We start from the raw sequence: 24,823 nt of genomic DNA on the forward strand, positions 1-24,823 counted from the left end.
ACTGCGTATATATCTACAAATATAGTTACATTTTATGGAAAACAATACAATACGTCTTCAAAATAGTTGATATTCTTTCTCCGCGTCGAAGCAGGGGCAAGCCTTGCGAATGTTGGTGCTGAGTTGATAATGTCCTAAGATACGTGCCGAAGGGTAATCACGGTGTAGCTGCCGCAAGAGATCGAGCAGGGTACAACGCTGGGCGTAGGTGCGGGTATCAGCGGGAAGACCTCGCTCATCCAATCCGCCCTCGTAGCAAATACCCAGACTGTGATCGTTCCAGCCCGAGGCGTGTGCCCCGATCTGGTTCTCCGGCCGGCAGCGGTGCAGCTCGCCATCCCGGGTGATATAGTAATGATAGCCGATGTCGGCGAACCCACGATCCTTATGTGCGCCTCGAAGCGCTTCCACTGGAAAATCCCGGTCGTAGCGTGTTGCGCTGCAATGAATTACAAGGAGGCGAACCTCCCTGTAATTCTGGTAAAAGCAATATTGTTTCATTTTTATTCTTTTTTTAGTTTGTGTGTTACTTTTCTCTTGAAAGAAAAGTAACCAAAAGTTCAAGGCCTCAGCGGACGGGCGTGAAGCGGAGAGACCGTAGCGAGCGCCCGGAGCATCCCTGTTTGAGCGTAGCGAGTTGGGATGCGACAGCGAGCGCAGGTCTCGAAGTAGCCCGTCAGCGTCAGCCTTGACCTTTTGGTTACTTTTGGGTCAAGCCAAAAGTGACATACCGATTGGGTGCAAGCCAAAAGTGACACGCTAGATCTCGTCAGGCGATTCCGAGTCGTCCCCTCCGGAAGCGGGCTTCTTGCTGATATCGACAGAGGTCTCCCCAGCCTTCTCCGCACGAAGCACGGCTTGCTGAGCCTTGCGACTGGCCACCGGCTGGAACTCCAGTCCGGCGAAGATGTTCTTCAGGTCCTCACCCGGTATATACTGGATGTTGACACCGGTGATGTTTGTAGATGTGAATTTCTCAAGACTCTCCGCCCCCTCGTTGAGTATCTGTAGACGGAATTTGCCTAAATCGCCGAAATCCACCTGCTTTCCCTCTTGGAGGGCATCGAGCAGGTTCTCGACGGTGGAGATCAATACCGCTACCACGTCCGCACGGCTGACGGTGGTTTGCATGGATACCCGGCGACTCAGTTGCTTGAGCGACAGCTCTCCATTGACCTGTGCCGTGGCGTACGCTTTCGCCGGCTCGTCTTTCTTCAAAGGGTTGGGCCGAAGGGCCACACTGTAATTTAATGCCATAGTTTTAATAATTAAAAATTGATAATTGATAATTGAAAATGGGATCGATCTGTTTTCGATTACGAATGTACGACTTCCGGTTTCCTCCGGAATGAGTCTCGTAGAGGCGGTGTGAAATCGGGGTATATAAGGTGATAAAAGATGAATATTAGTGGATCGGATCGTTGCCGGATTCGTACTTTTTCAGTATCTTTATTCCTGTAAATGAATTGAAAAACACCTATTTTATGCAAACAAACAACGAATATCTGGATGAGTGGCCGGTGCGCCCTTATAGCAAACGGGAGTTGGCCATGGCCTATGCTCCCGATATCAGTCCGTGTTCCGCCCTCAACCGCTTGGCGGGATGGGTCCGGCATCATCAGAAGCTCAGCCATGAGCTGGATGAGACAGGCTACCAAAACCGGCAACGGATTTTCACCTCCCTGCAAGTGGAACTGATCTTTCGCTATTTGGGCCGTCCTTGAACGAGGATCTTCCACGTTCGCTTTCGCATGCGTATATCGGCATCGCTTCATGCGTATATTGACGTTAGCCCACACGTATATCGGCGTGGCCCTGTACGGGCGTAGGCGTGAGGCGATGCCGGTGTACGTGTGGGGCGTGCGAGTAATGCAAATAATGCAAGTAGTGCAGTACCTGTTTTCCCACACACGTGCGTACATACTTAAAAGAAGAGGAGGAAGAGGGATTATGTTTTCTTATAATCCCCTCGTTTTTCTCCCTTTCGGACGATTCCCTGTTTCTGCCAACGTTGCAAGCAACTGCATGCGGTGTTTTTGGGTATCTTCAGCTTCTCGGCTTCTTCCAAGAGGGATTGATAGGTGAAATCCGTATCCAAGGCGATGAAGAGACGTTCTTGGTCGGCCATGCCCCGGTTCTTCACCTCGTTGGCGGGAAGGAACGAGAGTATGTGTACGGCGTGTAGGTACATAGGCTCGGCCAAGGAAAGGACCGCTTGGAAATCATCCTCTTGGATGGAGAGATCCCAGCGGGTGATGATCCCGTCCTTGATGTTGTCGGCGCAGGTCTGCGGGTCTGGCGTGAGCCGGGGCGACTTGCGCAGGCTGGCGGCGAAGTCTCCCGCCTCCTCGCATTCCCCTGTTATTCGCAATAGGGCGACGATCGACAGGATACGTCCGATATTGATGGCCATCCGTACGACGGAGCTGTTCATCTCGTTGCCGGTGCCCTTCCGGGAGCGCTCGAACAAGGTTTGGAACACCTCGTTGAAGGAGACGATTTGCGCGTCGGTCAAGCGAAGCGAGATCACCCCCAGTTTCTGGATCTCTCTCAAGTGAGCGATCCAGTCCTTGCCCAATTTCTGGAACTCCAGCGACGTGTCGGTCCGCTGTAGGCTGAACTGGTTGATCCAGTGAAGTACACGGGGCATATAATAGAACATTTGCCGGGAGAACAATCCGTTCTCGCTGGAAGGGATCAGCGGCTTCACCTGCCCGGGTGTTCCGCTTATCAATACCGACAGGTGTGAGTGCCGCAGCTCCCGATACTCCCGGTCTGTCCGCCGGTTGTAACTGAGTGGGTCGTGATCGAACGAGCTGCGGATCACCTCGCTCCAATGGCCATAATCCGAGGCGATGGAGTTGCTGACCATGTCCGCCTCGGTCTCGCAGATGATCCCCACGCCGCCCGAGTCGATGATATTCTGCAAGATACCGGTACCGGTGTTGTTGCCGGAGAATATAAACATACGGTTGAGAGGCATTTCCGGCTCCTCGGCTTTCGCCTTTTCCCGTCCCAAGGAATTGAAGGAGGTCATCTCTTTCTTATACCTTTTCATCTCCTCCGCCACGGTCGCCCGGATCTCGTCGTGGATCGGTTGCACGAGCATTCGCGTCCACGCGAGCACGCCTTTTCCGGAGGCGGGGGGAGCGACGACGAAGGTTTGCAAACTGGAGAAGAACCATTTGCCTCCATATAGGAACCGCAGCGTCTGGGCGAGCGAGGCGCCCAAGGTGGTGAGCCCGCCCAGAAGGAGTACATCCCGTTGCTCCCGGCTCTGTCCGAACGCCATGATCTGCCGCAACATCCGGGGCCACTCATGCCCCTCGGGGAAGAAGGGCAGGTGGGTGAACGGATCGACCTGCTCCTCGATCTCGGTCTCTACATTATTATCGCACGCACGTGTGTGGGAAACAGGTGCTGCATTATTTGCATTACTTGCATTACTTGCGTGCGTATTGCGGGGGCGGCTTGGAGGCTCCAAGCGTACGCCCGCCAGTTCGGCCAAGTGGAAGGCCGTACCGAGGTGTATCCTGTGGTCTCCCTTTTTCAAGGAGTTGGAGAAAAGTCGTTCGGCCTTCTCCCGGTTAAACTTCACCGATAGGGAACACAGGGCGATGAAACCTTCTCGTCCTGCCTCGCCGCAATCGTTGGCGATGGCAAACGCCAAGCGTACGTATTCACAATATCCGGGGGCGATATCTACACCCGCCGAACGAACCGCTTCTACTAAGCGGGATAAACTGTCTGACATGTAATTTATGATTTATGAGTTATGATTTCAAATCCTAAAGAGTGCGTTGGGATCATGACATAGGAAACAGGAGCGGACGATGTCTTTGCCGCTCGGGTCTACTTTCTGGGAGCCTCGCGTCTCTCCGTCGCCATACACATATTCCACGTAGTTCATTACGCCTAGGATATGCTCGGAGATATAGGCGGGTGTCTCGTTTCCGGGATGTTCCGGATAGGGGACGAAAGCCTTTACGCCTCGTTCGCTCGGGCTGATGAAGCAGAGAGCGGGGCATAGGTAGGCATCGTCGAACAGCTGTCTTCGGAGAGCTTCCGCCTCCGCGGTAGAGTCCAATCCGTCTACATCCACTACTACCAATCCGCTCGGGGCTAGGAGCCGATCGCTTTTCCGGTAGGAGAAAGTCCCGCAAGGCGTGACATACGGTAGCGTTTGCCGTTTCAGCTCGCTGAATCGTTCCTTGTCACCCGTCTCAAGCGGGAGGCGGAGCTGCCGGGTGAGGCGTTCGAGGGCCGGATCGCCGGTGATGAGTCGGGCCACCTCCTGTAAGGTGACTTCTCGACTGGGATATACGGTAGCCGGTCGTGATACTCGTCCCGTTAGGCTATCTTTGACCGGTGAGATCGGGGCTGCGAAAAGGGACATTTTAAATTCATTTTTCATGTATTCTTTTTCTTAAGATTAACGGCGGTGAAGGTCGGATTAATAAAATAAAGTGCGGGACGAACAGTTCGTCCCAATGTTAATGGTGTTGACATGATTAAATAAAAGATAACAGAATAAACAAGGATTTAAGGAGGATTTATATGAAAAAAGAAGACGTGGTGGGGGGTATGTTGGCTTATATAGCCCACCTTCGTGAGGTGGGGCGTTATTCCACGGCGAAGAGTTATCTGGACGCTTTACGCTCGTTCAAGTGTTTTTGCGGGATGGAGGAAATCCCTTATGCCTATATAGACAAAGAGAGGCTCTTGCTTTATCAGGCATGGCTGTCGAAGCGGGGCTGTATGCGCAATACGGTGTCCACCTATATGCGGCGAATCCGGCATATCTATAACTTGGCGGTGGAGGCTGGCGAGGTTTCGTATATCCCGAATCTGTTCAAGGGGGTGTTTACAGGCGTGGAGAGCAAGCGGAAGAAGGCGTTGCCTCTGGATAGCTTGCGTTCGTTGATGGGGACTCCGAGAGTTGAGCCGGAGATGCGGAGAACCCAGCTGTGTTTTTGCCTGATGTTCTCGTTCAGCGGGATGGCGTTCGTGGATTTCGCCCATTTGCGGAAAGAGAATGTCAAGGACGGGGTCTTGTCGTACCACCGTCAGAAGAGCGGGTCTTTCATCCGGGTGGAGATCCCGGCCGATGTACGGCTCTTGTTGGATGAGTTGGCGGTTTGCACGGACAAGGACTCGCCTTACCTGTTCCCGTTTCTGAGCGGGAAGAAAACGGGTGAGGCGGCCTATGCGGAATACAACGGCGCCTTGCTGCGCTTTAACCGCGCCTTGAGGTCGCTGGCGGAGACTTGTGGTGTGGGTGAGCCGGTCACCTCGTACACGATCCGTCACTCTTTCGCCACGACCTTGAAGGAACAGGACGTACCGATCGAGATGATCAGTGAGCTGTTGGGGCATACGTCTATCAAGACCACGCAAATTTACTTGAAGAGCTTTTCCTTGGAACGTCTGTCGGCGGTGAACCGGGCTTGCTTCGAGAGCGTGTATAAACCGGTATCCGAGGTAGGGTAAGAGATTGGCTACTCGGGAAGTAGCGTATTCTTTCATGCCGCGAATATAGTAAAAAATAACTAAAAACAAGCGAATAGATCCGCTTGTTTACTCATTGTAGGCGTTTGATCCTCTCGATTCTTTGATTTTCCCATTTTATCCTAAACGTATAGACATGGTGACGCGGGTGAAACGACCTCTTGTTCCCGGTATCATTCCACCATGCCTCATAACCTGTGTGTGTATCCCTGTAGAGACGGGGCGTGCCCCGTCTCATCTCCTCAAAATGGTATTTAAATTACCGTCAGACGATGGGAGACGGAGCACGCTCCGTCTCTACAGCTGGGTAATTTTCACCTCCTTTTACGCTACTTCCCGAGTAGCTAAATATTCACTAGGTATGGTAATTTTCAGAAATGCCATATTTGAAAACTTAAAGTGCTGTGTGTTAGGCGTAAATAGGGTACGCTTGGCAGGGCTTTGAATTGTCGTTTAATCAGAGGGGAACTCCTCGTATATCTTAGGGAAAAGAGAATCATGCCGACGCGTATTTTGAGAAACGATCGCCCGAAGGGGGGCTTGACACAGGCCGGCAAGCGTCATGACTTGAAAGCCGTGCGCTGGTACGTGCTCACGCTTCCTACCGCCGCGGGTGGACGGCGTGACCGGATCAGTCCCTCCAAAGGCTTGGACGTGGAGCTTTCCCGGCGGGAACGTCGGGGAGAGACTCTTTTCGAGTATTTCGCCCCCTCGTACGTGGAGGTACGAAAGGTGGGTGGCAAGCTGGTCAACACGAGGCGACCTTTGCTGTTCAACTACGTGTTTATCCGTTCTTCGGTAGAGGAAATCTTCCGCATGAAGCAGGCACTCCCCTTGTATAATTTCCTTCCCCGTGTCTCTTCCGGGAGTACGACCTATTTCCCGCACCTCTTGGATCAGGAGATGGCGAATTTGCGCTGGGTGGCGGAGGCTTACTCCAACGAGCTTCCGGTGTACGTGCCGGAGAGTACCCGCTTGTTGAAGGGGGATCGGGTACGCATAACATCCGGTTATTTTACCGGGATGGAGGCCGAGGTGGTGATCCAGCCGGGCGGCGGTCATAAGGAGGTGATGGCGCGCATACTGGATTGCATGTGGGTACCCTTGTTCGAGGTGAAGGCGGGTGAGTACGAGTTGATCGAGTTGAACGCGAAGAGCAAGCACGTTTATACCCATCTGGACAACGACCGCCTGTCGGAGGGCCTGCACGAGGCCTTGGGACGTTACCATGCTTCCGGCAGTGTCTGCGAGGAGGATCGACGATTGGCCGGCGAGGTACTGCGGGGGTATGCCTCTTTGCGTGCGGAGACAGACGTGATGCGCTGCAAGCTGTGCGCGTTGCTCCTCCCGACCTATAAGCTGTCGGGCGATGAGGAGGCTTTCGTTCGCTTGCACGACACGATGCGCGGCTTATTGCCTGTCGTGAAAGCACCGCAATCCCGTGCCCTGTTGCTGGTCACCTTGTACGGCTGTACGGATAACGCTCTCTACCGTCGCATGGCACACGAGCTAGTGGATCCTTGGCAAGTCGATCTCTCGCCTAAGAAAAGTAAATTATCCTTGATCCGCCGGCTGGGCGACTATGATAGATGGCTGGGCCACGAATCGGTTGACAGTTGAGAAGTGGCAGTTGACAGTTTAAATCATAATCCAAAATTCATAATTCAAATTTGATGTCTACCCTTCCTTCCGGCGTTCGTTTGGTGGCGTTGCTGAACGACCATTTGTGCGAGATCATGGGGCGCGAGCGTGCGAACCATACCTCCATGCACTTGTATTGTACGGGGCCTTACTGGGTCGCCTTCGAGCGTTCGGCCTATCAGTTACGCCGTGCGTTCCCGGACAGCGAGACCACGCCGATGCGCCTGTTCGGGTATCCGTTTCCGGTCGTGATGGTGTCCGTAACGGATCGCTCGCTGCGTTCGTACGCCCGCAAGCATATCTTGCGGATCGACGAGCCGGATTATAAGCGATTGACCGTCCCCGTTTTCCCTGCGGAAGATTACCGGTTGTGGCACGACCGGGAGGTATCGGGACTGCCGTATCCCCACACGTACGGATTTCAGAGAAATTAATACGATTATCACATATGTACCGACAACAATCCTTTCCCCGTCTGGGTGATTACATCGACACGCTGCTGAAAGTCACCAAGCTGACCAAATCCATCGTCTGCGTAACCGGAGGTATGGGCGGCAGTACCTATAACGCTTTAAAAAAGGTATAGACATGCATTTCAGCATCTATGTCCGTCTGTTGGACCTCCTTTGGGAACATCTGGATGACGAGGATCGTTTCCGCCGGCTGGCCCACGAGGCCGTGGAGCGGTATATCGCTTACATGCGGGGGAAGATGGATGGAGGAAAGAATTAATCTTATACGTTAGGATCATGCAAACATCTTTGTTTCTATTATTCGGTTTCCTGTTTGCCGTATCGCTCGGCATGGTGATCATCCCGAGGATCTTGGTGATTTCCCATAAGAAACGGCTCTATGATGTCCCGGACGCCCGTAAGGTACATACGATGCCGGTTCCCCGTCTGGGTGGGCTGTCCTTTTTTCCGGTGATCCTGATGTCGATGTTCTTGGTGATCGGTTTTCGTCTGTACTTTTGGGATATGGACACCTCGAGCTTGTCATTCAATATGCTTTATGAGTACCTGTTCCTGTTCGTGGGCATGACGCTGCTTTATCTGGTGGGTGTTTGCGACGATCTGGTCGGTGTAGGCTACCGCTATAAGTTCGCCGTGCAGATCGCCGCTGCGTTGCTGCTGGTGCTATCCGGCAACTGGTTCGACTCGTTTGGTGGCTTGTTCGGTATTTACTCGGTGCCGGTTTGGGTAGGGGTGCCGTTTACGGTGTTTATCGTGGTATATATAACAAATGCCATTAACTTGATTGATGGTATCGACGGCCTGGCCTCGGGCCTGTGTTGTATCGCCTTGTCGGTCTTGAGCGTGATATTCTTTCTTCGTGGGCAGTATGTTTACGCCTTGTTGGCGATCTGTACGCTGGGTATCCTTATGCCCTTTTGGTGCTACAACGTGTTCGGTAACGCCAACCGTGGACATAAGCTTTTCATGGGGGATGCCGGCAGCCTTACGCTGGGCTACGTGATCAGCTTCCTGATCATCCACATGAGCGTGACGAACGAGGTCTCTCCGACATTGTCCAACCCGTACATGGTGATCGCTTTCTCTACGGTACTGGTTCCGCTGCTGGACGTGATCCGTGTGGTCTTGCATCGCCTGCGTGAGCACAAGAATCCGTTTTTGCCGGATAAGAATCACTTTCATCATAAGTTGTTGCGCACGGGGATGCGGGTGCGGATAGTGATGGTTTGTATCATTGCGATTTCCGCTTTCTTTATCCTGCTTAATAGCTCGTTGGCATGGCGTGTTGACATAACCTATTTGTTTTTCTTAAACCTCTTTTGCTGGAGTATATTGCATGTAGGCTTGAATGGGCTGATTAAGCGTAATCGGGAACGGAAAGAGAGCGAACAACTGCGGTAAGTGAAGAATTATTATCGGGATAGGTGTGGGGAAATCGTAAATGTGATTTTATTTGTAGATAAAGAAGGATAAATATAAGACTCATGGATACTCGACAAGCAGAAATAGGAGATAAGATCCATTTTGCGGTGATGGCCATAGAAGCCTCCGCCAAGGAAATGAGTATCTCTCCGATGGAAATGCGTAGACGTTTGGAAAAGGTCGGATTGGTGCGTCGTCATCTTCTATGATATGCGCACTTATTCTATGTTGCATGATAGCAAGTATGGACTTCATTTGATGAGTGACGATTATATTTTAAATGATTTATTGAGGGAACTTGGGGACAGGCAGTGAGTAGTTTGATCTGCGCTAAAGGTTGTGCCGATGCTGTTGTTAAAACAGCAAACTATATTTATCTATTCGAATTCAAATTGAACGGCACTGTTAGATAATAATTTAGCGGAATGAGCGATCTGTAAGTTGACCACCCGGCGAAACACCGCTCTACATTATGGAAGTGATGGTGGGCTGAAATGGCTACCACTTATCATAGCGTGATAGGAACCGTGAAGTTACAAGGGAGTTCAGCCTGGGTATTCATCGGGACATTTTTCCATAAAATCTTTAATGGCTGTAGGGATTATCAGAACTTAATCCCCGCTAAGATCTCATTAGCCAATGGGGGAGACGCGACCAAGTAGGGTCATTATTATAAGAAGTATGTATGGGCCTTGGTGAATAAATTGGAGAATGTCACTTATTTCTTCTATGACAACGAGGAGGATGACAGCTGCGGCAGCCGTCCCATAGAGACATTCTTGGGAAGTTTCCTCGGGAGCATACAGTCTGATGGCTATGTGGTTTACAAGCACTTGGCGGAGGTGACCCCTCACTGTGAGTTCATACTCTGTTGGGCGCATGTACGCAATAAGTTTGCCATGACCTTTGAGGCGAACAAGGACGCGGATGCGGAATGGTTTGTCCAGTAAATAGGAGAGTTGTATAAGATAGAGGCAGAATGTATCCTGAAACACTTGAAACCTCCCGAGATAAAGAAGCGACGGTGCTAGGATGATGTAACGTCAATGGCTATATAATACATTATAAATCGTTAAATTTAAAAATAATCAAAAGTTCATCCTCTTGATTTTTAAGAGGGTGAACACTATTGAGTGCTTACGATCGCTCCCCCCCCCTCCCCCCCCCCTTAATAATCAAGAAGATATGCGAGGATTTTAACTTATAGGAACGAGATATGAGGTGTTCCTATAGGGAATGACTTGTCTCATTACTTGAAAGTGTACTGTCCTATGCCTTGGGGCAAATAGATCTGTGAAGAATATGGCAAAAACAGATTCACGAACATCCAAGAGTATTAAAAACAGCTCGGTAGCGTTGTTTTTTTATTTCATCAACCTGATCCTCCAGTTCTTTTCAAGGAAGATTTTCTTGGATTATTTGGGGGCGGAGGTACTGGGGTTGAATACCACGGCTCAGAATCTACTGGGGGTCCTTAACCTTGCGGAATTAGGAATCGGCACGGCAGTGGCGTACAGTCTTTACAAGCCCTTGTTCGAGGGAAACCGCCAAGCGATAAATGATATCGTGTCCATCCAAGGTTGGCTATATCGTAGGATCGCTTTCATTATCATAGCGGGAGCTGTAGTATTGATGTGCTTCTTCCCATTGCTATTCGCCAAGGCGCAAGTGCCGTTGTGGTATGCCTACGGCTCGTTCATCGCATTGTTGATCGCCGCATTGTTGGGTTATTTTGTCAACTATCGGCAGGTCGTTCTCTCTGCTGACCAAAAGGAGTATAAGATTACGCAGAGTGTGCAGGGTGGAAAGATTACCAAGGTTATCTTGCAGTTGCTTGCCATTTGCTATTTTCAGGACGGTTATGTTTGGTGGATGATACTAGAGGTATTGATGGCTGTCGCTACTTCTTATGTGCTTGACCGAAGTATTCGGAGAGAATATCCGTGGCTGAGGTCTCAAGTGGCTGATGGGAAACGGTTGAAGGATGCCTATCCCGAGATAGTCAAGAAAACGAAACAACTCTTTTTTCATAAGATTGGTGTTTTTGTTTTGACGCAGACTAGCCCTCTGGTGATTTATGCCTATGCGTCCTTGACGTTGGTGGCTGTTTACGGCAACTACATGTTGATTACGCTCGGTGTCACTGCCTTGATGAACGCCATTCTTAATGGCCTAAATGCGGGTATAGGGAATTTAGTTGCGGGAAATGACAAACGGCATATTAAGAACGTATTTTGGGAGATCACTTTGTTACGCATGTGGCTGGCTTCTATTGTTTGTTTCGGCTTGTACATATTGGGTGACTCTTTCGTCACATTGTGGGTTGGTGCGGAGTATATCTTGCCGCCTGTAGCTTTTGTCATTCTGATTATTAACACATTTATCAGTTTGACACGCACCAATGATTCCTTTATAGCTGCCTATGGCCTGTTTCAAGATGTATGGGCTCCTGTAGCGGAGGCTTCTTTAAATTTGGGCTTTTCAATTTTGTTGGGGCATTTCTTCGGCTTGGATGGTATTTTGGCCGGGGTTATGATTAGCCTATTGGTTATTGTTTGTGGCTGGAAGCCTTATTTTCTTTATCATAATGGTTTTAGGGAAAGTACTTGGGAATATGTGAGGCGATATTCAAAATATGTAGTGATCATGATCGTGCTTTTTATGTTTTGTATGAAAATCTCACGTGTTTACTTTACCTATTCTGTAAATTCTTATTGGGATTGGAGTGTTTATGGATTAAAATCTGTTACCCTATATGTTCTGCTAAGTACGTTCGTGTTATGTCTGACCGATACTTATGCTATAAACTTGTTTAAACGTGTATGTTGTCTAATCATAAATTTGCGAAAATAAATGTTTGAAGAATCAAATCATCCCAAAATCAGTGTGTTGATTCCTGTCTATAATGTGGAGAAATATGTAAGGCGTTGCCTGTTTTCCGTATTGAATCAGACCATGCAAGAAGGAGTGGAGGTTATTATAGTCAATGATTGTACCCCAGATCATAGTATGGAGGAAATTTTTGAGGCGCTTCGCGCCTATTCTGGGAATGAAAGGGGTGAAAAAATGTCGGTTCGTGTCGTGAACCACGACACGAACCACGGCCAGGCCGTGGTTCGTAATACCGCTATGAATTATGCTACAGGTGATTACGTGATCCATGTGGATAGTGATGACTGGATAGAGCCGGATATGCTGGAGAAGCTTTATGCGTGTGCCATGGATACAAAAGCCGACATAGTTTGTTGTAATATTAGTTTAGAATATAAAAGTCGGCAGGAAAATCTTTGTTACCCATATAAAGAGGAGCAATACAAAGATCTGTTGTATATAGATGTATTGCGTTGTTCAGTTTGTTCCAAACTGATCAAGAGAAATTTATATGTAAATAATAAAATCTCGTTTTTCCCGGGGCTGAATATGTGGGAAGATGTAAGTGTCACTTGCCGATTGCGCTATTTTAGCCAGCGTACGGTAGTCGTTCCCGAAGCGTTATATCATTACAACAAGCAGAATACTTCTTCTACGGTATCGCAGCTTTCGCGTCGTAATATCGATGAACAGATACGTTGTGCTTCCATATTGGAAGACTTCTTCAAGAAGCAGGGCAAGTCGGAAGATACCGAGTTCGCTTTAATTGTTTTATACATCAAGTTCGAATCAAAACGCGGGTTGATATGGAATGCTGCGAATCGAGACGTAAAGGCATGGAAAGCCACTTACCCGGAAACTAATAAGTGCATTTGGAGTTACAAAGCATTATCTAAATCTATTAGATTAACTCTTATATTAGCTGCGATTGGTTTTCCGAAATTAGCATGTTGGTTGATTGATTGGAATCATAAGCGTAGGATGCGTGATTTATTATAGTTGGGGCATTTTATTGAAAAATTATCATGTTGGCCATAATTGTTGTTGTGATATTATCGTTTCTAGCTCTCTTTAGCTATAAATGTTCTCATTCTTGGACTCATCCTGCGTTTTTAACCTCGATGTTGTGGCTGATTATGGTGTTGTGTTATAACGTACTGCAACATGGATTATATCCGTTATCGGATTTATTTTATTGTGCGCTGCTTTTGTGGTGTATCCCTTTTTGTGTCTGTTCTTTGGCGTTTTCAAAATTCAATTTACCTATTCCAAAGATCTTGTTGTGGCAGATGCCAAATATGAAGATCTTTCAAAAATTGTCTCTTTTGTTAGTTCTATTGAATGTTATTCTACTTTGTTTTCTAAATACGATAAGTAAGGATTATGGGGATAATATAATGAGTGGTTCTCGTAATATGTTTATTTATCATGAAGATGAACTTCCTGCTCTTTTAAACTATTTGATGTATTTCTTAAATGTGTCGGTGGTGTTTATCATCTCTTATATGTACACTTATGGCGCTAAATCAATTAGTTTTAAATTGCTGTTTGTCGCAGTTTTGATTGTACTACTATGTTTAGGTAATAAGGGAGGAATCGCATGTTCTGTTTTTGCTGTTTTATTCTTGCAATATTATTATGGAAAGCTGACATTTTCGAGAATGATAATTTGTTTGTTATTGTTGGTGGGAGTAATGACGATACTTGTTTTGGTAAGAGGGGATGCTGAAGATGTAACATTAACGGAATATTTGTTGATTTATATATTGTCTCCAATGCCAGCTTTTGATCTGATATTGAAAGGTGATTTATCATTCAATGTGACTCCGGGCGCAGCGACTTTTAGTAGTATAGTGAAAGTGCTGGATGTTATGGGGCTGGGGGATAATATCAAACATCTTGATGCTTCTGGATGGGCGTATGTTCCATTACCTACCAATGTGTATACAAATATGTTTAATTATTATGTTGATTTTGGATACTGGGGCATTTTTTTGTTTGCTATTCTTGTTGGAATTGCTTGGGGGACTTTATATAACTTTATGAGACGGGGTGTGAAATTATTTGTGGCGATATATGCCTTGTTTTTTCATGCTTTATTACTCGCTTTTTTTGCGGATTGGATTTTTACTTTCTTGTCATTGAGTATTCAGTATTTATTTATATCTCATCTGTTATTTATTCGTTTTAAAATTAAATATGAATAGTGAAATAAGTATTTTATTGGCCTCCTATAATGGCGAACGCTATATAGAGCAACAGCTGCTGTCTCTTATCGGACAGACATATAAAGAGTGGCAATTATATGTGCGTGATGATGGCTCTAAAGATGAGACGGTGACTATTGTTCGTCGTTATGAAAAAATGGATAACCGTATTCATCTTGTAACAGATGAACAAGGATCGTTGGGGTGTATTGGTAATTTCTTGGCATTATTGCCTTATAGTAAAACTGCATATACCATATTCTGTGATCAAGATGATTTTTGGTTGGAGAATAAACTGGAGGTGTTGTGGAAAACAATGAAAAGGAGGCGGCAAGATGTTCCGCAGTTGGTGTATTGTAATGCCTATTCTTATAATATGGAAGATGGAGTAGGACAGCCCGAGATCGCTTATGCTATTCAATCTTTGCCGGATATGTTATTTCGTTGTGGAGGTGTACAGGGGTGTTCCTCATTGTTTAATGATAAGTTGAAAAAACTTGTTCTCCAATATCATGGTGTTACAATTATGCATGATTTTACGGTGACATTTTTAGCGGTATTGTTTGGTGAAATTACTTTTATAGATAAGCCGTTGATGCTTTATCGGCAACATGAATGTAATGTCACGGGGATACGTCCTAAGAGTTTATTGCAGATTGCGTTAAATTTTTGGAAAGATAATAAGCGGAAAGGTATACTTAATTGTAAAACGTTTGAAACAATGAAACAGATAACAGCCTGCTTTTGCGACCAAATTTCGAATGAAAATTTAAAGTTGTTGGATGATTTTTTTGAATTCCCTAATCTATCTAGGTTACAGATGTTGAACTTTGTCTTAAAAAATCATTGTACATTATATAGTAAAACCTATCCTATTCTCTTGAAAATACTTACACGTAAACTTTGGGATAATCATACTACATTCTTATGAGGATATTACATATCACAGGTACCTTATCAGAAGGAGGCTTGGAGACTTTCCTGATTACTCTTCTTCCTTCTTTAAAACAGCAAATACCGGGATCCACTATAGATGTGTTAGTCTTGGATAAAAATAAGGATTCTATGGCGGATGAGTTTGAGAGGTCTGGCATTCATGTCATTCATGGGAAATATGCGTCTGTTCGCAATCCGTTGAACTTGTTTTTCTTGTATAAATACATCCGTCGGTATGACTTTATACACGCTCATTTGTTTCCGGCGCAGTATTTTGTGGCATTAATCAGTCTGCTATGTCGGAAGAAACGGATATTTGTCACGACGGAACATTCCGCATGGAATCGCAGACGGGAGAAACCTTGGTTGTTTCGTCCGGTTGAGAAACTTGTTTATCGCTGTTATGACGCGATAACGGCGGTGAGTAAGGCCGCAAAAATCGCTTTGGATACTTGGGCCGGGACAGGACGGCGGAGCCTTGTTGTTTATAATGGCATCCCTTTGCGACGTTTTATAAACGCTACGGGATATACAAAAAAAGAGATTGGGTTAAAAAGTGAAGATGTGGCGGTAATAATGGTGGCTCGATTTTTTTCCCAAAAAGACCATCTTACACCCGTAAGAGCGATAGCTCTGTTGCCGGAGAAGTATCATTTGTTTTATGTAGGCTCTGGTGATACGGCTCGTTGTCGTGAAGAGGTGAATAGATGTAGCGTAGGACATCGTGTGCATTTCTTAGGACGACGTGCGGACATACCGCGATTGGCAAAGGCTAGCGATATCGGTGTGTTAGCGTCTTTTTATGAAGGATTTGGCCTTTCCACGGTGGAGATAATGGCGGCAGGTCGCCCGGTTATCGTGTCGGATATAGATGGTATTCGTGAGGTCGTTGAGGGGGCCGGCCTCTTGTTTGAAAATGGGAATGAACGCGATTTGGCGGAAAAGATACGTTATTTAACCGAGCATCCCGCAGTATATGAGGAAGTCGCCTGTAGATGCGAGCAAAGGAGTTTGGATTTTAATATAGATACGACAGTGAAGGAATATACCACTTTATATACGAATTTGATAAATGGTAGAGGGATTAAGTAGCATGAGTTTATTGTACTAGTGGAAAGAATTATTAAAACTTATTGATATGAAGGAAGAATTGGTTTCTATTATTACACCCATGTATAAAGGTGCGGCTTTTATAGGTGAGACGATTCGTTCGGTACAGGCACAAACCTATTCGGATTGGGAGATGATTATCGTAGACGATTGTTCGCCTGATGGTGGCGCGGGAATAGCTGAAGTGAAGAGATATGCGGAGAAGGATAAGCGTATAAAATTGATCGCATCTCCGGTGAATAAAGGCTCGTCTGGGGCTAGGAATATAGCGTTGCGCGAAGTGCGGGGGCGGTATATTACTTTCTTGGATTCAGATGATATTTGGTCTCCTGCTTTCTTGGAGTCTCAATTGAGTTTCATGAGAGAAAAGAACGCGGCGATAGTCACCGCCTCCTATCATCGTATCAACGAACAAGGGGAACAAGTATTACAGCCATTCATTGTTCCGGAGAAGGTGAATTATAGGGATATACTGAAATCTAATCCTATTTCTTGTCTTACTACCATATATGATCGCAAGGTAGCGGGTGATCGCTATTTTAGAGAAGAATTGAAAAGCTTGCGCGATGACTATGCCTTTTGGTTGGAGATATTGCGGGATAAGGTGGACTATGCTTATGGTAATCCGAAAGTCTTGGCATCTTACCGTTTGGTTTCCACCAGCGTCACACGTAACAGGAAAAAACTGATTAAGCCTCAATTCTTGATTTATTATAAAGTGGAGAAGTTGGGGCTACTGAGAAGTATTTATTATTTTATAAACTGGGCTATAAGGAGCGTTTTAAAATATAGTTGATGATGGATTTGATTATAGGTGCGGGTATATCTGGTATTAGTTATGCCAATTTTATAAAAAATGATTATTTGTTGATAGAGAAAGAAAATGAACCGGGAGGATATTGCCGTACGATTAAACGGAATGGATATGTGTGGGATTATTCGGGGCATTTCTTTCATTTCCAACATCCGAATATCGAAGAATTTGTTTGCCAGAATTTATCTCCTTCTTCTTTGTTGAAAGTGGAGAAACACACTCAGATTTATTATAAAGGCGATTATATAGATTTTCCTTTCCAGAAGAATATTCATCAATTGGATAAAGAGGAGCTGATCGATTGTCTTTATGATTTGTTTTCCGTAAATCATGGAGGTATACGCTCTTTTAAGGAGATGGTTTATGCCAATTATGGTAAATCAATCGCTGAAAAGTTCTTGATCCCTTATAATGAGAAATTGTATGCCTATGATTTGGATCGGTTAGATATGAATGCGATGGGACGCTTTTTCCCAAAAGCGAATAAGGAAGATATTATCTTGAACTTTCGTTCGCAAGATAATTCCTCTTACAATAGTTCTTTTACTTATCCTAAAGACGGTGCGATGGAATATGTTCAGTCTCTGTTGAAGAATGTAGATCGTACAAAAGTCTGCTTGAATGAAGAGCTCTTGGGAATAGACATGGAGGAGAAAGTTGCGATAACTAATAAACGGAAAATAAAATATGATCGATTGATATCCACTCAGCCATTACCCTCTTTGTTAGACCAATGTCGCTTGGGATATGATTCCAATACTTTTTCATGCAATAAGGTTTTGGTATTTAATTTAGGTTTTGATTCTAAAGGCAACGACCAAAGGAATAGTTGGGTGTATGTTCCTGAAAAGGATTATATTTTTTATCGGTTGGGCTATTATGACAATATATTGGGAACAGACAAGATGTCTTTGTATGTTGAGATAGGTTTTCCGGAAAATGAGGTATTATGCAAAGAAGGCTTGTATTTAGATCGTGTGATGACAGATTTAAAGAGGATGGGTGTGGTGACAACACAGAAGTTGGTTGACTATGAAACTGTCTTGATGAAGCCTGCTTATGTACATATTAGTAAAGAAAGTCAAGAAGCAATCTCTCGTTATAAGAGTATATTGAAAGAAAAAGACATCTATTCCATAGGACGGTATGGAAGTTGGACTTATTGTTCTATTGAGGATAATATATTGGAAGCAAAAGAAGTAGCACTGGGAATTTGATTTTAGATTGTTTAAGAAGAGTAAATTCAAGTTGTTTAAAATTCGGAGGTAAGTATTGACTTTGATTTTTTTGAAGGCAAAAAGTAGATTTCTATAGACAAATAGTCTTGTTGATAAACAAAGAGCGATATCTCTAGACCTTCGTTCCAGATTCATAAAAAGATATGGTAACAAGTACAGATTTTAAGACCCTATGGGATCGTTATCAACGCAAGGGGGGCATCATCTCTTCATCGTCTGTTTCTGTCAGATGAACAGTGTAGTGTATGGATATTTCGGGTCAGAGAAGTCTGATAGCTGTTCTATGGTAGTGAATGCGGTGTTGAAAAACAAGGGTAGTGGAGGTGAATGAGTACTTACCTGTCATCGAAATTACTCCCAGTCTTTGTTCCGCAACAAATCTCCGCAGCCAGTTCTAACCTCTTCAATGATTCGCATGCAGCGCAGTTTATTCATCTTGCTTTTAGTACCGATGGTTATCATGTCCTGAATGGTGGGATGTCCGGTTCCATTGACCGAAGTCGCATGTTCACCATTATAACCCTCTGTGCATAGGGTGAGATCGTAGGCGGGAGCAAGATGCCATTGCCATGTGCTGGTATCACTTTTCTGTATTGTGAAACTGAAATTCTTGCAATGATCATCTTTGTTGTCTGTGAAATAGTTGAAAACCATACGACGAAACATTTCTTCCACTTCTAAAGGATTCTGCGTTAGATAGCCAGTTAGGGCCAGTAAGTTGCTATAATCAAGAATTGGGTTGGATAGTGGAATGTTAAGCAGCCCTCCGGCTGTGACTGTATGCAAACGTTCTCCTTCTTGCGAGATGTCGAAGCGGCGTGTCGTGAAATACTTACCGTTGGTTAGTTTGAAGTCCGGAACGTGGATGCCACATTGTCGTGCTAACTCATTGTAATGAAATTCTATCAATCCCATGTCTTGAGGGTCGTATGTATGGCGGAACTTCACCATCCAATGCCCTTCATTGTTGGAGAACAGTGCCTTGGGTCTGCATCCGCCGCTATTTCGGCTGTTGAAAAGAAGAAGTTCTACGTCATCGTCGTTCTTCTCATGCAACACTTCCAAGGCTTTTTCTTGCAGCAGATCGAAATCAAGGGTCTCATGCGAAGTGCCTATGGTGGTTTCCGGTTCGTATGTGAGTGCTCCCATACCCCCATTTCCCACTAGGCTTAGACGGTCGAGCGCTGACAATTGGGTATCGTTGATGCCTTCTTTGAGTAAGGTCTTATGCAAGAGGTAGCGGCCATAGCCGTCGGGCAGACTGTCTTCGAAAACGCCGAAATTTCCATAAAAAGGTGAGGGCTTTGCGATGAACAATCCCAGTTTCAGCGGAAGTTCCAATGGGGATATACTGAAACCGTTGGAAAGCCATGCTTTATCGTATTCAAAGGCACACTGTTTGTTGTCGGGAGTGAGCGAAAGCGTCCCGACTATCTGTTCGTGATACTTTACGATAAGTCTTTCTATTTTTTTGATTCTCATTACTTATGTACTTTTTTCTTGTTGGTATTCTTGCGGATTTGTAGTAGCTCCTCCATGGTGGAGTATTTTGGTTCGGAAAAAAGCTTCTTTATCTCCGAAGTGTAACCTAATGCCATTGCTATGCCGATAAGGTTCTTGAGTGAGATAAGACCTTTCTGTTCGAATCGCACGATATTACTGACTGCTACACCTGCCTTCTCCGACACTTGTTCGCGTGTCAGATTCTTCTCTATACGTCGCTTGCGGAAGTCGTTGGCTATTTCTTTAGCGATCTCATCCGGGTTGTCTAGCGTATAGTTGTCAAGAACTGATAACATATTATTTGTTTCCTGCATCTTTATTTGGATAATAGTAATATATTATTAGTTGCAAAGGTAGTAAAAAGCTCTGTATTCTCATCGTCTTATGCGTGGCTTTTTAAAAGTTCAAGAAGATGTTTGTGGAATTAAATAAAAAACTCTATCTTTGCACTCGATTTTCCGCAGAGGGTAAATAAGTGGAGCCGGAGACGGAGCCCACCCCCGGGACCTAACCTGTTTAAAAGATTTTAAGACAGATGTACGTAATCGTAGAAATTAACGGACAACAGTTCAAGGCTGAGCAAGGCAAGAAATTGTTCGTTCATCACATTCAGAACGCAGAAAGCGGTGCTGTTGTGGAGTTTGACAAGGTGTTGTTAGTAGATAACAACGGTGAGGTAACAGTGGGTGTTCCTACTGTAGAGGGCGCAAAGGTAGTATGTGAGGTATTATCTCCGCTGGTAAAAGGTGACAAGGTGCTGGTATTCCACAAGAAGAGAAGAAAAGGTTACCGTAAATTGAACGGTCACCGTCAGCAGTTCACTGAGGTGAGTATTAAAGAAGTTATTGCTTAACGTTTAAAGGAGAAGAAAAGAAATGGCACATAAGAAAGGTGTGGGTAGTTCTAAGAACGGCCGTGAATCACAAAGTAAAAGATTAGGTGTTAAGCTTTTTGGTGGTGAGGTTGCTAAAGCTGGTAACATCATCGTTCGTCAAAGAGGTACGGTTCATCATCCGGGCGAGAACGTAGGTATCGGTAAGGATCATACGTTGTATGCGTTGGTAGATGGCGTTGTTACTTTCCGTAGAGGAAAAGAAAACAGATCATTCGTTTCTGTAAAAGAAGTTGTTGCTGAGGCTTAAGTTTCTGCGACCAAAGAATAAGGAAAAGGATATCCCGAAAAGGGGTATCCTTTTTTTATTGCCGATGATAATAAACGTTATGAAGTAAATTTTGGAACATATATAAATAAACTTGTAACTTTGCGGTCTCAAACATAAATACAAACATAAAAAACAATGGGTGGTTTTTTCGGAACTATTTCTAATGGAGACTGTATTACGGATTTATTCTATGGTACGGACTACAATTCTCATCTAGGAACCCGCAGAGGCGGTATGGCTACGTACGATAAGGAAGAAGGATTTACGCGTTCGATCCACAATCTGGAGAATTCTTATTTCCGCACCAAGTTTGAACCGGGGCTTCCTAAATTCAAAGGAAATGCCGGGGTCGGTATTATCAGCGATACGGATGCGCAGCCAATCGTTATCAACTCTCACTTAGGAAAATTCGCGATCGTGACGGTGGCGAAGATCAATAACTTGGACGAATTGGAGGATGAGTTATTGAAGGCGAATATGCATTTTTCGGAATTGAGTTCAGGAAAAACGAATCAGACGGAGTTAGTCGCTTTGCTGATTACACAAGGTAAGGACTTCGTGGAGGGCATTGAGAATGTTTACAATAAGATAAAGGGCTCTTGCTCCATGTTGCTCCTGACGGAGGATGGTATTATCGCTGCCCGTGACAAATGGGGGCGTACGCCGATCGTAATCGGAAGGAAAGACGGGGCTTATGCGGCGACCAGCGAGTCCAGCAGTCTTCCGAACTTGGATTATGAGATCGAGAAATTTATAGGCCCGGGCGAGATCGTCCGGTTGCGTGCCGATGGTATGGAGCAGATGCGTAAACCGAATGAAGGGATGCAGATCTGCTCTTTCCTTTGGGTATATTATGGATTCCCTGTTTCTTGCTATGAGGGAAAGAACGTGGAAGATGTCCGGTTTATGAGTGGCTATAAGATGGGGCAGAAGGATGACTCGGAGGTGGATTGCGCTTGTGGTATACCGGACTCCGGTGTGGGTATGGCTTTGGGGTATGCGGAAGGTAAGGGGGTGCCTTATCATCGGGCTATCGCTAAGTATACACCGACGTGGCCTCGTAGTTTTACCCCAGCTAACCAAGAGATGCGTTCCTTGGTGGCTAAGATGAAATTGATACCGAACCGTGCGATGCTGGAAGGCAGACGCATCCTTTTCTGCGACGACTCGATCGTGCGTGGTACACAGCTTCGTGATAACGTGAAGATCTTATATGATTATGGGGCGAAAGAGGTACATATGCGTATCGCTTGCCCTCCATTGATTTATAGTTGCCCGTTTATCGGTTTTACTTCTTCCAAGAGTCCTTTGGAGTTGATAACTCGTCAGATTATCAAGGAATTGGAAGGGGATGAGAATAAGAATCTGGATAAATATGCTACGACAGACTCTCCGGAATATAAGAAGATGGTCGGAATTATCGCCGAGCGTTTCGGGTTGAGTTCCTTGAAGTTTAATACGCTGGAAACCTTGGTGGAGGCGATCGACCTTCCTAAGTGTAAGGTTTGTACGCATTGCTTTGATGGTTCAAGCTGTTTTTAGAAAAATTTTACCTACTTTTATGCCTGCAATGTTTTAATGGCTAAAAAGAGTGAGTTATGACAGTTTTAGATAGATTTTTAAAGTACGTTACGTTCGATACCCAGTCGAACGAGGAGACGGGTACGACTCCTAGTACGCCGGGACAACGTGTCTTTGCCGAGGCTTTGGTGAAGGAATTGGAAGCGATTGGTATGGAGGAGATCTCCTTGGATGAGAATAGTTATGTAATGGCTACTCTGCCGGCTAATACGGACGAGAAAATCCCGACTATCGGTTTTATCGCTCATTTGGATACGAGTCCGGATATGTCGGGTAAGAATGTTCAACCTCGTATCGTGACTTATCTGGGTGGTGATATTGTCTTGGATGCGGAAGAAAATGTTGTACTATCTCAATCGATGTTCCCAGAGCTTTCAGATTATAAGGGACAGGATATTATCGTAACGAATGGTAAGACTTTATTAGGTGCCGATGATAAGGGAGGTGTAGCCGCTATCGTCGCCTCTATGCAATATTTGAAGGATCATCCGGAGATCAAGCACGGTAAGATCCGTATCGCTTTTACCCCGGATGAGGAAATCGGACAAGGTGCCGATCATTTCGACGTGGAGAAGTTCGGTTGTGATTGGGGATATACGATTGACGGTGGACAAATCGGTGAGTTGGAATATGAGAATTTCAATGCCGCCGGCGCTAAAATTATCTTCAAGGGCTTGAACGTACATCCGGGATACGCCAAGGATAAGATGCAAAACGCTTCCTTGCGTGCGATCGAGTTTGCTTCTTGGTTGCCGGCCGAGCAACGTCCGGAGCATACGACTGGTTATGAGGGATTCTTCCATTTGACCGGTATGACCGGTTCAGTCGAGGAAGCTACTCTATCTTACATCATCCGTGACCATGACCGGAAGTTGTTCGAGGAGAAGAAAGAATTGCTTCGTATGTTGGTTGATAAGATGAATGAAGCGCATCCGGGATGTGCGCATTTAGAGCTTCGGGATCAATATTACAATATGCGCGAGGTTGTGGAGCCCCAGAAACATATCGTTGATTTGGCGTTTGAGGCGATGACCTCCGTTGGGGTAGAACCGATCGTGAAACCGATCCGGGGAGGTACGGATGGTGCCCGCCTGTCGTTTATGGGATTGCCTTGCCCGAATATTTTTGCGGGAGGCCTGAATTTCCACGGACGTTATGAGTTCTTGCCCGTTCGTTCGTTGGAGAAGAGTATGGAAACAGTTATAAAAATCATAGAGCTATCGGCTCGTAAATCTTAAATGCAATAATTACATGAAAACAACTCCGTTTACCGACGTGCATATCGCGTTGGGCGCAAAGATGCACGAATTCGCAGGTTTCAATATGCCTATCGAATATTCCGGAATTATCGACGAACACATGACTGTAGTGAATGGTGTAGGTGTGTTCGATGTTTCCCACATGGGCGAGTTTTGGGTAAAAGGCCCGAACGCCTTGGCTTTCATTCAAAGCGTAACTTCTAACGACGCTTCTGTCTTGCCGCTTGGCAAGGCTCAATATACTTGCTTCCCGAACGACAAGGGAGGTATCGTGGATGACCTTTTGGTATATCATTACGAGCCGGAGAAATATTTGCTGGTCGTAAACGCCGGTAATATCGACAAGGATTGGGATTGGTGCGTAAGCCATAATACGGTAGGTGTCGAATTGGAGAATTCTTCCGACCGTACGGCTCAATTGGCTATCCAAGGACCGAAAGCACAGGAGGTTCTTCAACGTCTTACTCCGGTTGATTTATCTTCTATTCCTTACTATTCATTTGTGACGGGTGAGTTCGCCGGTTGCAAGAACGTGATTATCTCCAACACGGGGTATACCGGTGCGGGTGGCTTCGAGTTGTATTTCTATCCGAGTGATGCGATGACGATTTGGAACGCTATCTTCGAGGCTGGAAAGCCGGAAGGGATCAAGCCGATCGGTTTGGGAGCACGTGATACACTTCGTCTTGAGATGGGCTTCTGTCTGTATGGAAATGATTTGGATGATACGACTTCTCCGATCGAGGCTGGTTTAGGCTGGATCACGAAGTTCGCCGAGGGTAAGAACTTTACGAATCGTGCGGAATTGGAGCGTCAGAAGAAAGAGGGCGTAACCCGTAAGTTGTGTGCTTTCGAGTTGCAGGAAAAGGGAATTCCCCGTCATGGCTATGAGATCGCCGATGCGGAAGGGAATGTAATTGGCGTGGTTACTTCCGGTACGATGTCTCCGGTATTGAAGAAGGGGATCGGTATGGGATACGTGAAACCTGAGTTTGCGAAAGCTGGTACGGATATCTTTATCAAGGTGCGTAATAAGAACTTGAAGGCTCAAGTGGTAAAGGCTCCTTTCCGTAAATAAGAGATAAGGCTATCTATAA

At 45.7% G+C, this 24,823-nt stretch carries 27 protein-coding genes and 3 pseudogenes; 23 read left to right on the plus strand and 7 right to left on the minus strand.

The annotated features are described in order from the left end of the window. Positions 1–57: 57 nt before the first annotated feature. From ACYIA1_RS02660 to ACYIA1_RS02670, 3 genes are read right to left on the minus strand one after another with little or no spacing between them, the layout of a single operon-like run. Positions 58–501, minus strand: a complete 444-nt coding sequence (locus ACYIA1_RS02660) for an N-acetylmuramoyl-L-alanine amidase (protein ID WP_480334299.1) — start codon at positions 499–501, stop codon at positions 58–60. Between the two features lie 59 nt (positions 502–560). Further along, the gene (locus tag ACYIA1_RS02665) at positions 561–749 is read right to left on the minus strand and encodes a hypothetical protein (protein WP_480336309.1); all 189 of its coding nucleotides are present in this window, start codon (positions 747–749) and stop codon (positions 561–563) included. Between the two features lie 10 nt (positions 750–759). Continuing rightward, positions 760–1,257 (minus strand): HU family DNA-binding protein, encoded by a 498-nt coding sequence (locus tag ACYIA1_RS02670; protein WP_005865971.1) that lies wholly within the window; start codon positions 1,255–1,257, stop codon positions 760–762. Positions 1,258–1,484: 227 nt separating this feature from the next. On the opposite strand from ACYIA1_RS02670, the gene ACYIA1_RS02675 reads away from it, so the two are divergent. Then, complete coding sequence (locus ACYIA1_RS02675; RefSeq protein WP_034527861.1) at positions 1,485–1,724, plus strand: DUF4248 domain-containing protein; 240 nt, start codon at positions 1,485–1,487, stop codon at positions 1,722–1,724. Positions 1,725–1,948: 224 nt separating this feature from the next. On the opposite strand, the gene ACYIA1_RS02680 is transcribed toward ACYIA1_RS02675, so the two are convergent. Together ACYIA1_RS02680 and ACYIA1_RS02685 are read right to left on the minus strand one after the other, a co-directional pair. Then, the gene (locus tag ACYIA1_RS02680) at positions 1,949–3,754 is read right to left on the minus strand and encodes a DUF3987 domain-containing protein (protein WP_122297358.1); all 1,806 of its coding nucleotides are present in this window, start codon (positions 3,752–3,754) and stop codon (positions 1,949–1,951) included. A 27-nt stretch (positions 3,755–3,781) separates the two neighbouring features. Further along, positions 3,782–4,414: a BT4734/BF3469 family protein gene (locus tag ACYIA1_RS02685; RefSeq protein WP_011965952.1), complete on the minus strand. Its 633-nt coding sequence runs from the start codon at positions 4,412–4,414 to the stop codon at positions 3,782–3,784. A gap of 143 nt (positions 4,415–4,557) precedes the next feature. Between ACYIA1_RS02685 and ACYIA1_RS02690 the strand changes: the two genes are divergently transcribed. The 17 genes and pseudogenes from ACYIA1_RS02690 to ACYIA1_RS02770 all read left to right on the plus strand — a co-directional run bounded on the left by ACYIA1_RS02690 (position 4,558) and on the right by ACYIA1_RS02770 (position 18,551). Continuing rightward, positions 4,558–5,490: a tyrosine-type recombinase/integrase gene (locus ACYIA1_RS02690; protein WP_122297360.1), complete on the plus strand. Its 933-nt coding sequence runs from the start codon at positions 4,558–4,560 to the stop codon at positions 5,488–5,490. 516 nt (positions 5,491–6,006) lie between these two features. Next, entirely contained in the window at positions 6,007–7,128 is a 1,122-nt protein-coding gene (locus tag ACYIA1_RS02695; RefSeq protein ID WP_122297361.1) for a transcriptional regulator, read from the plus strand. 53 nt (positions 7,129–7,181) lie between these two features. Continuing rightward, positions 7,182–7,583 carry a hypothetical protein gene (locus ACYIA1_RS02700; protein ID WP_122297362.1) on the plus strand — a complete coding sequence of 134 codons (402 nt, stop codon included), beginning with the start codon at positions 7,182–7,184 and terminating at the stop codon, positions 7,581–7,583. A 14-nt stretch (positions 7,584–7,597) separates the two neighbouring features. Then, the gene (locus tag ACYIA1_RS02705) at positions 7,598–7,735 is read left to right on the plus strand and encodes a hypothetical protein (protein WP_172618146.1); all 138 of its coding nucleotides are present in this window, start codon (positions 7,598–7,600) and stop codon (positions 7,733–7,735) included. Between the two features lie 2 nt (positions 7,736–7,737). After that, positions 7,738–7,881, plus strand: coding sequence for a hypothetical protein (locus ACYIA1_RS02710; RefSeq protein WP_008774046.1), 144 nt, complete (start codon positions 7,738–7,740; stop codon positions 7,879–7,881). Positions 7,882–7,898: 17 nt separating this feature from the next. Further along, positions 7,899–9,023, plus strand: a complete 1,125-nt coding sequence (locus tag ACYIA1_RS02715; RefSeq protein WP_122297363.1) for an MraY family glycosyltransferase — start codon at positions 7,899–7,901, stop codon at positions 9,021–9,023. A gap of 83 nt (positions 9,024–9,106) precedes the next feature. After that, positions 9,107–9,250: pseudogene (locus ACYIA1_RS02720) on the plus strand (DUF3791 domain-containing protein); the annotation flags it as partial. A 199-nt stretch (positions 9,251–9,449) separates the two neighbouring features. Continuing rightward, positions 9,450–9,706, plus strand: a pseudogene (locus ACYIA1_RS02725) (IS66 family transposase); the annotation flags it as partial. 24 nt (positions 9,707–9,730) lie between these two features. Next, positions 9,731–9,994: pseudogene (locus tag ACYIA1_RS02730) on the plus strand (IS66 family transposase); the annotation flags it as partial. A 352-nt stretch (positions 9,995–10,346) separates the two neighbouring features. Further along, on the plus strand, positions 10,347–11,897 hold the full coding sequence (locus tag ACYIA1_RS02735) for a lipopolysaccharide biosynthesis protein (protein WP_121960987.1): 1,551 nt from the start codon (positions 10,347–10,349) through the stop codon (positions 11,895–11,897). Further along, entirely contained in the window at positions 11,898–12,914 is a 1,017-nt protein-coding gene (locus tag ACYIA1_RS02740) for a glycosyltransferase family 2 protein (RefSeq protein WP_195328405.1), read from the plus strand. A 26-nt stretch (positions 12,915–12,940) separates the two neighbouring features. Continuing rightward, positions 12,941–14,122: an O-antigen polymerase gene (locus tag ACYIA1_RS02745; RefSeq protein ID WP_121960985.1), complete on the plus strand. Its 1,182-nt coding sequence runs from the start codon at positions 12,941–12,943 to the stop codon at positions 14,120–14,122. Further along, positions 14,115–15,053 (plus strand): glycosyltransferase, encoded by a 939-nt coding sequence (locus tag ACYIA1_RS02750; protein ID WP_122382605.1) that lies wholly within the window; start codon positions 14,115–14,117, stop codon positions 15,051–15,053. Before ACYIA1_RS02745 ends, ACYIA1_RS02750 begins: the two co-directional genes overlap by 8 nt. Beyond that, the gene (locus ACYIA1_RS02755; protein ID WP_196041532.1) at positions 15,050–16,150 is read left to right on the plus strand and encodes a glycosyltransferase; all 1,101 of its coding nucleotides are present in this window, start codon (positions 15,050–15,052) and stop codon (positions 16,148–16,150) included. The genes ACYIA1_RS02750 and ACYIA1_RS02755 overlap by 4 nt, the downstream gene beginning before the upstream one ends. A gap of 46 nt (positions 16,151–16,196) precedes the next feature. Next, positions 16,197–16,964 carry a glycosyltransferase family 2 protein gene (locus ACYIA1_RS02760; RefSeq protein ID WP_121960982.1) on the plus strand — a complete coding sequence of 256 codons (768 nt, stop codon included), beginning with the start codon at positions 16,197–16,199 and terminating at the stop codon, positions 16,962–16,964. Between the two features lie 2 nt (positions 16,965–16,966). Continuing rightward, positions 16,967–18,199: a protoporphyrinogen/coproporphyrinogen oxidase gene (locus ACYIA1_RS02765; RefSeq protein WP_121961003.1), complete on the plus strand. Its 1,233-nt coding sequence runs from the start codon at positions 16,967–16,969 to the stop codon at positions 18,197–18,199. Positions 18,200–18,392: 193 nt separating this feature from the next. Next, entirely contained in the window at positions 18,393–18,551 is a 159-nt protein-coding gene (locus ACYIA1_RS02770) for a hypothetical protein (RefSeq protein ID WP_154396217.1), read from the plus strand. 20 nt (positions 18,552–18,571) lie between these two features. Here the strand turns inward: ACYIA1_RS02770 and ACYIA1_RS02775 are convergent, their stop codons facing one another. Next, positions 18,572–19,702 (minus strand): type II toxin-antitoxin system HipA family toxin, encoded by a 1,131-nt coding sequence (locus tag ACYIA1_RS02775; protein ID WP_121960981.1) that lies wholly within the window; start codon positions 19,700–19,702, stop codon positions 18,572–18,574. Next, positions 19,702–20,037 (minus strand): helix-turn-helix domain-containing protein, encoded by a 336-nt coding sequence (locus ACYIA1_RS02780; protein ID WP_005861905.1) that lies wholly within the window; start codon positions 20,035–20,037, stop codon positions 19,702–19,704. The genes ACYIA1_RS02775 and ACYIA1_RS02780 overlap by 1 nt, the downstream gene beginning before the upstream one ends. 221 nt (positions 20,038–20,258) lie before the next feature. Here ACYIA1_RS02780 and rplU point away from each other — a divergent pair, with 221 nt between their 5' ends. From rplU to gcvT, 5 genes are all read left to right on the plus strand, one after another. After that, entirely contained in the window at positions 20,259–20,576 is a 318-nt protein-coding gene (gene rplU / locus ACYIA1_RS02785) for a 50S ribosomal protein L21 (RefSeq protein ID WP_005861907.1), read from the plus strand. Positions 20,577–20,598: 22 nt separating this feature from the next. Further along, positions 20,599–20,865 carry a 50S ribosomal protein L27 gene (rpmA, locus tag ACYIA1_RS02790; RefSeq protein WP_005861909.1) on the plus strand — a complete coding sequence of 89 codons (267 nt, stop codon included), beginning with the start codon at positions 20,599–20,601 and terminating at the stop codon, positions 20,863–20,865. 156 nt (positions 20,866–21,021) lie between these two features. Beyond that, on the plus strand, positions 21,022–22,428 hold the full coding sequence (locus ACYIA1_RS02795) for an amidophosphoribosyltransferase (RefSeq protein ID WP_008774031.1): 1,407 nt from the start codon (positions 21,022–21,024) through the stop codon (positions 22,426–22,428). Positions 22,429–22,484: 56 nt separating this feature from the next. Beyond that, positions 22,485–23,705: a peptidase T gene (gene pepT, locus ACYIA1_RS02800; RefSeq protein WP_008774030.1), complete on the plus strand. Its 1,221-nt coding sequence runs from the start codon at positions 22,485–22,487 to the stop codon at positions 23,703–23,705. A gap of 13 nt (positions 23,706–23,718) precedes the next feature. Beyond that, positions 23,719–24,804, plus strand: a complete 1,086-nt coding sequence (gcvT, locus tag ACYIA1_RS02805) for a glycine cleavage system aminomethyltransferase GcvT (protein ID WP_122382607.1) — start codon at positions 23,719–23,721, stop codon at positions 24,802–24,804. Positions 24,805–24,823: the final 19 nt, after the last annotated feature.

It is taken from the genome of Parabacteroides sp. KHUB-02 (assembly GCF_056640955.1).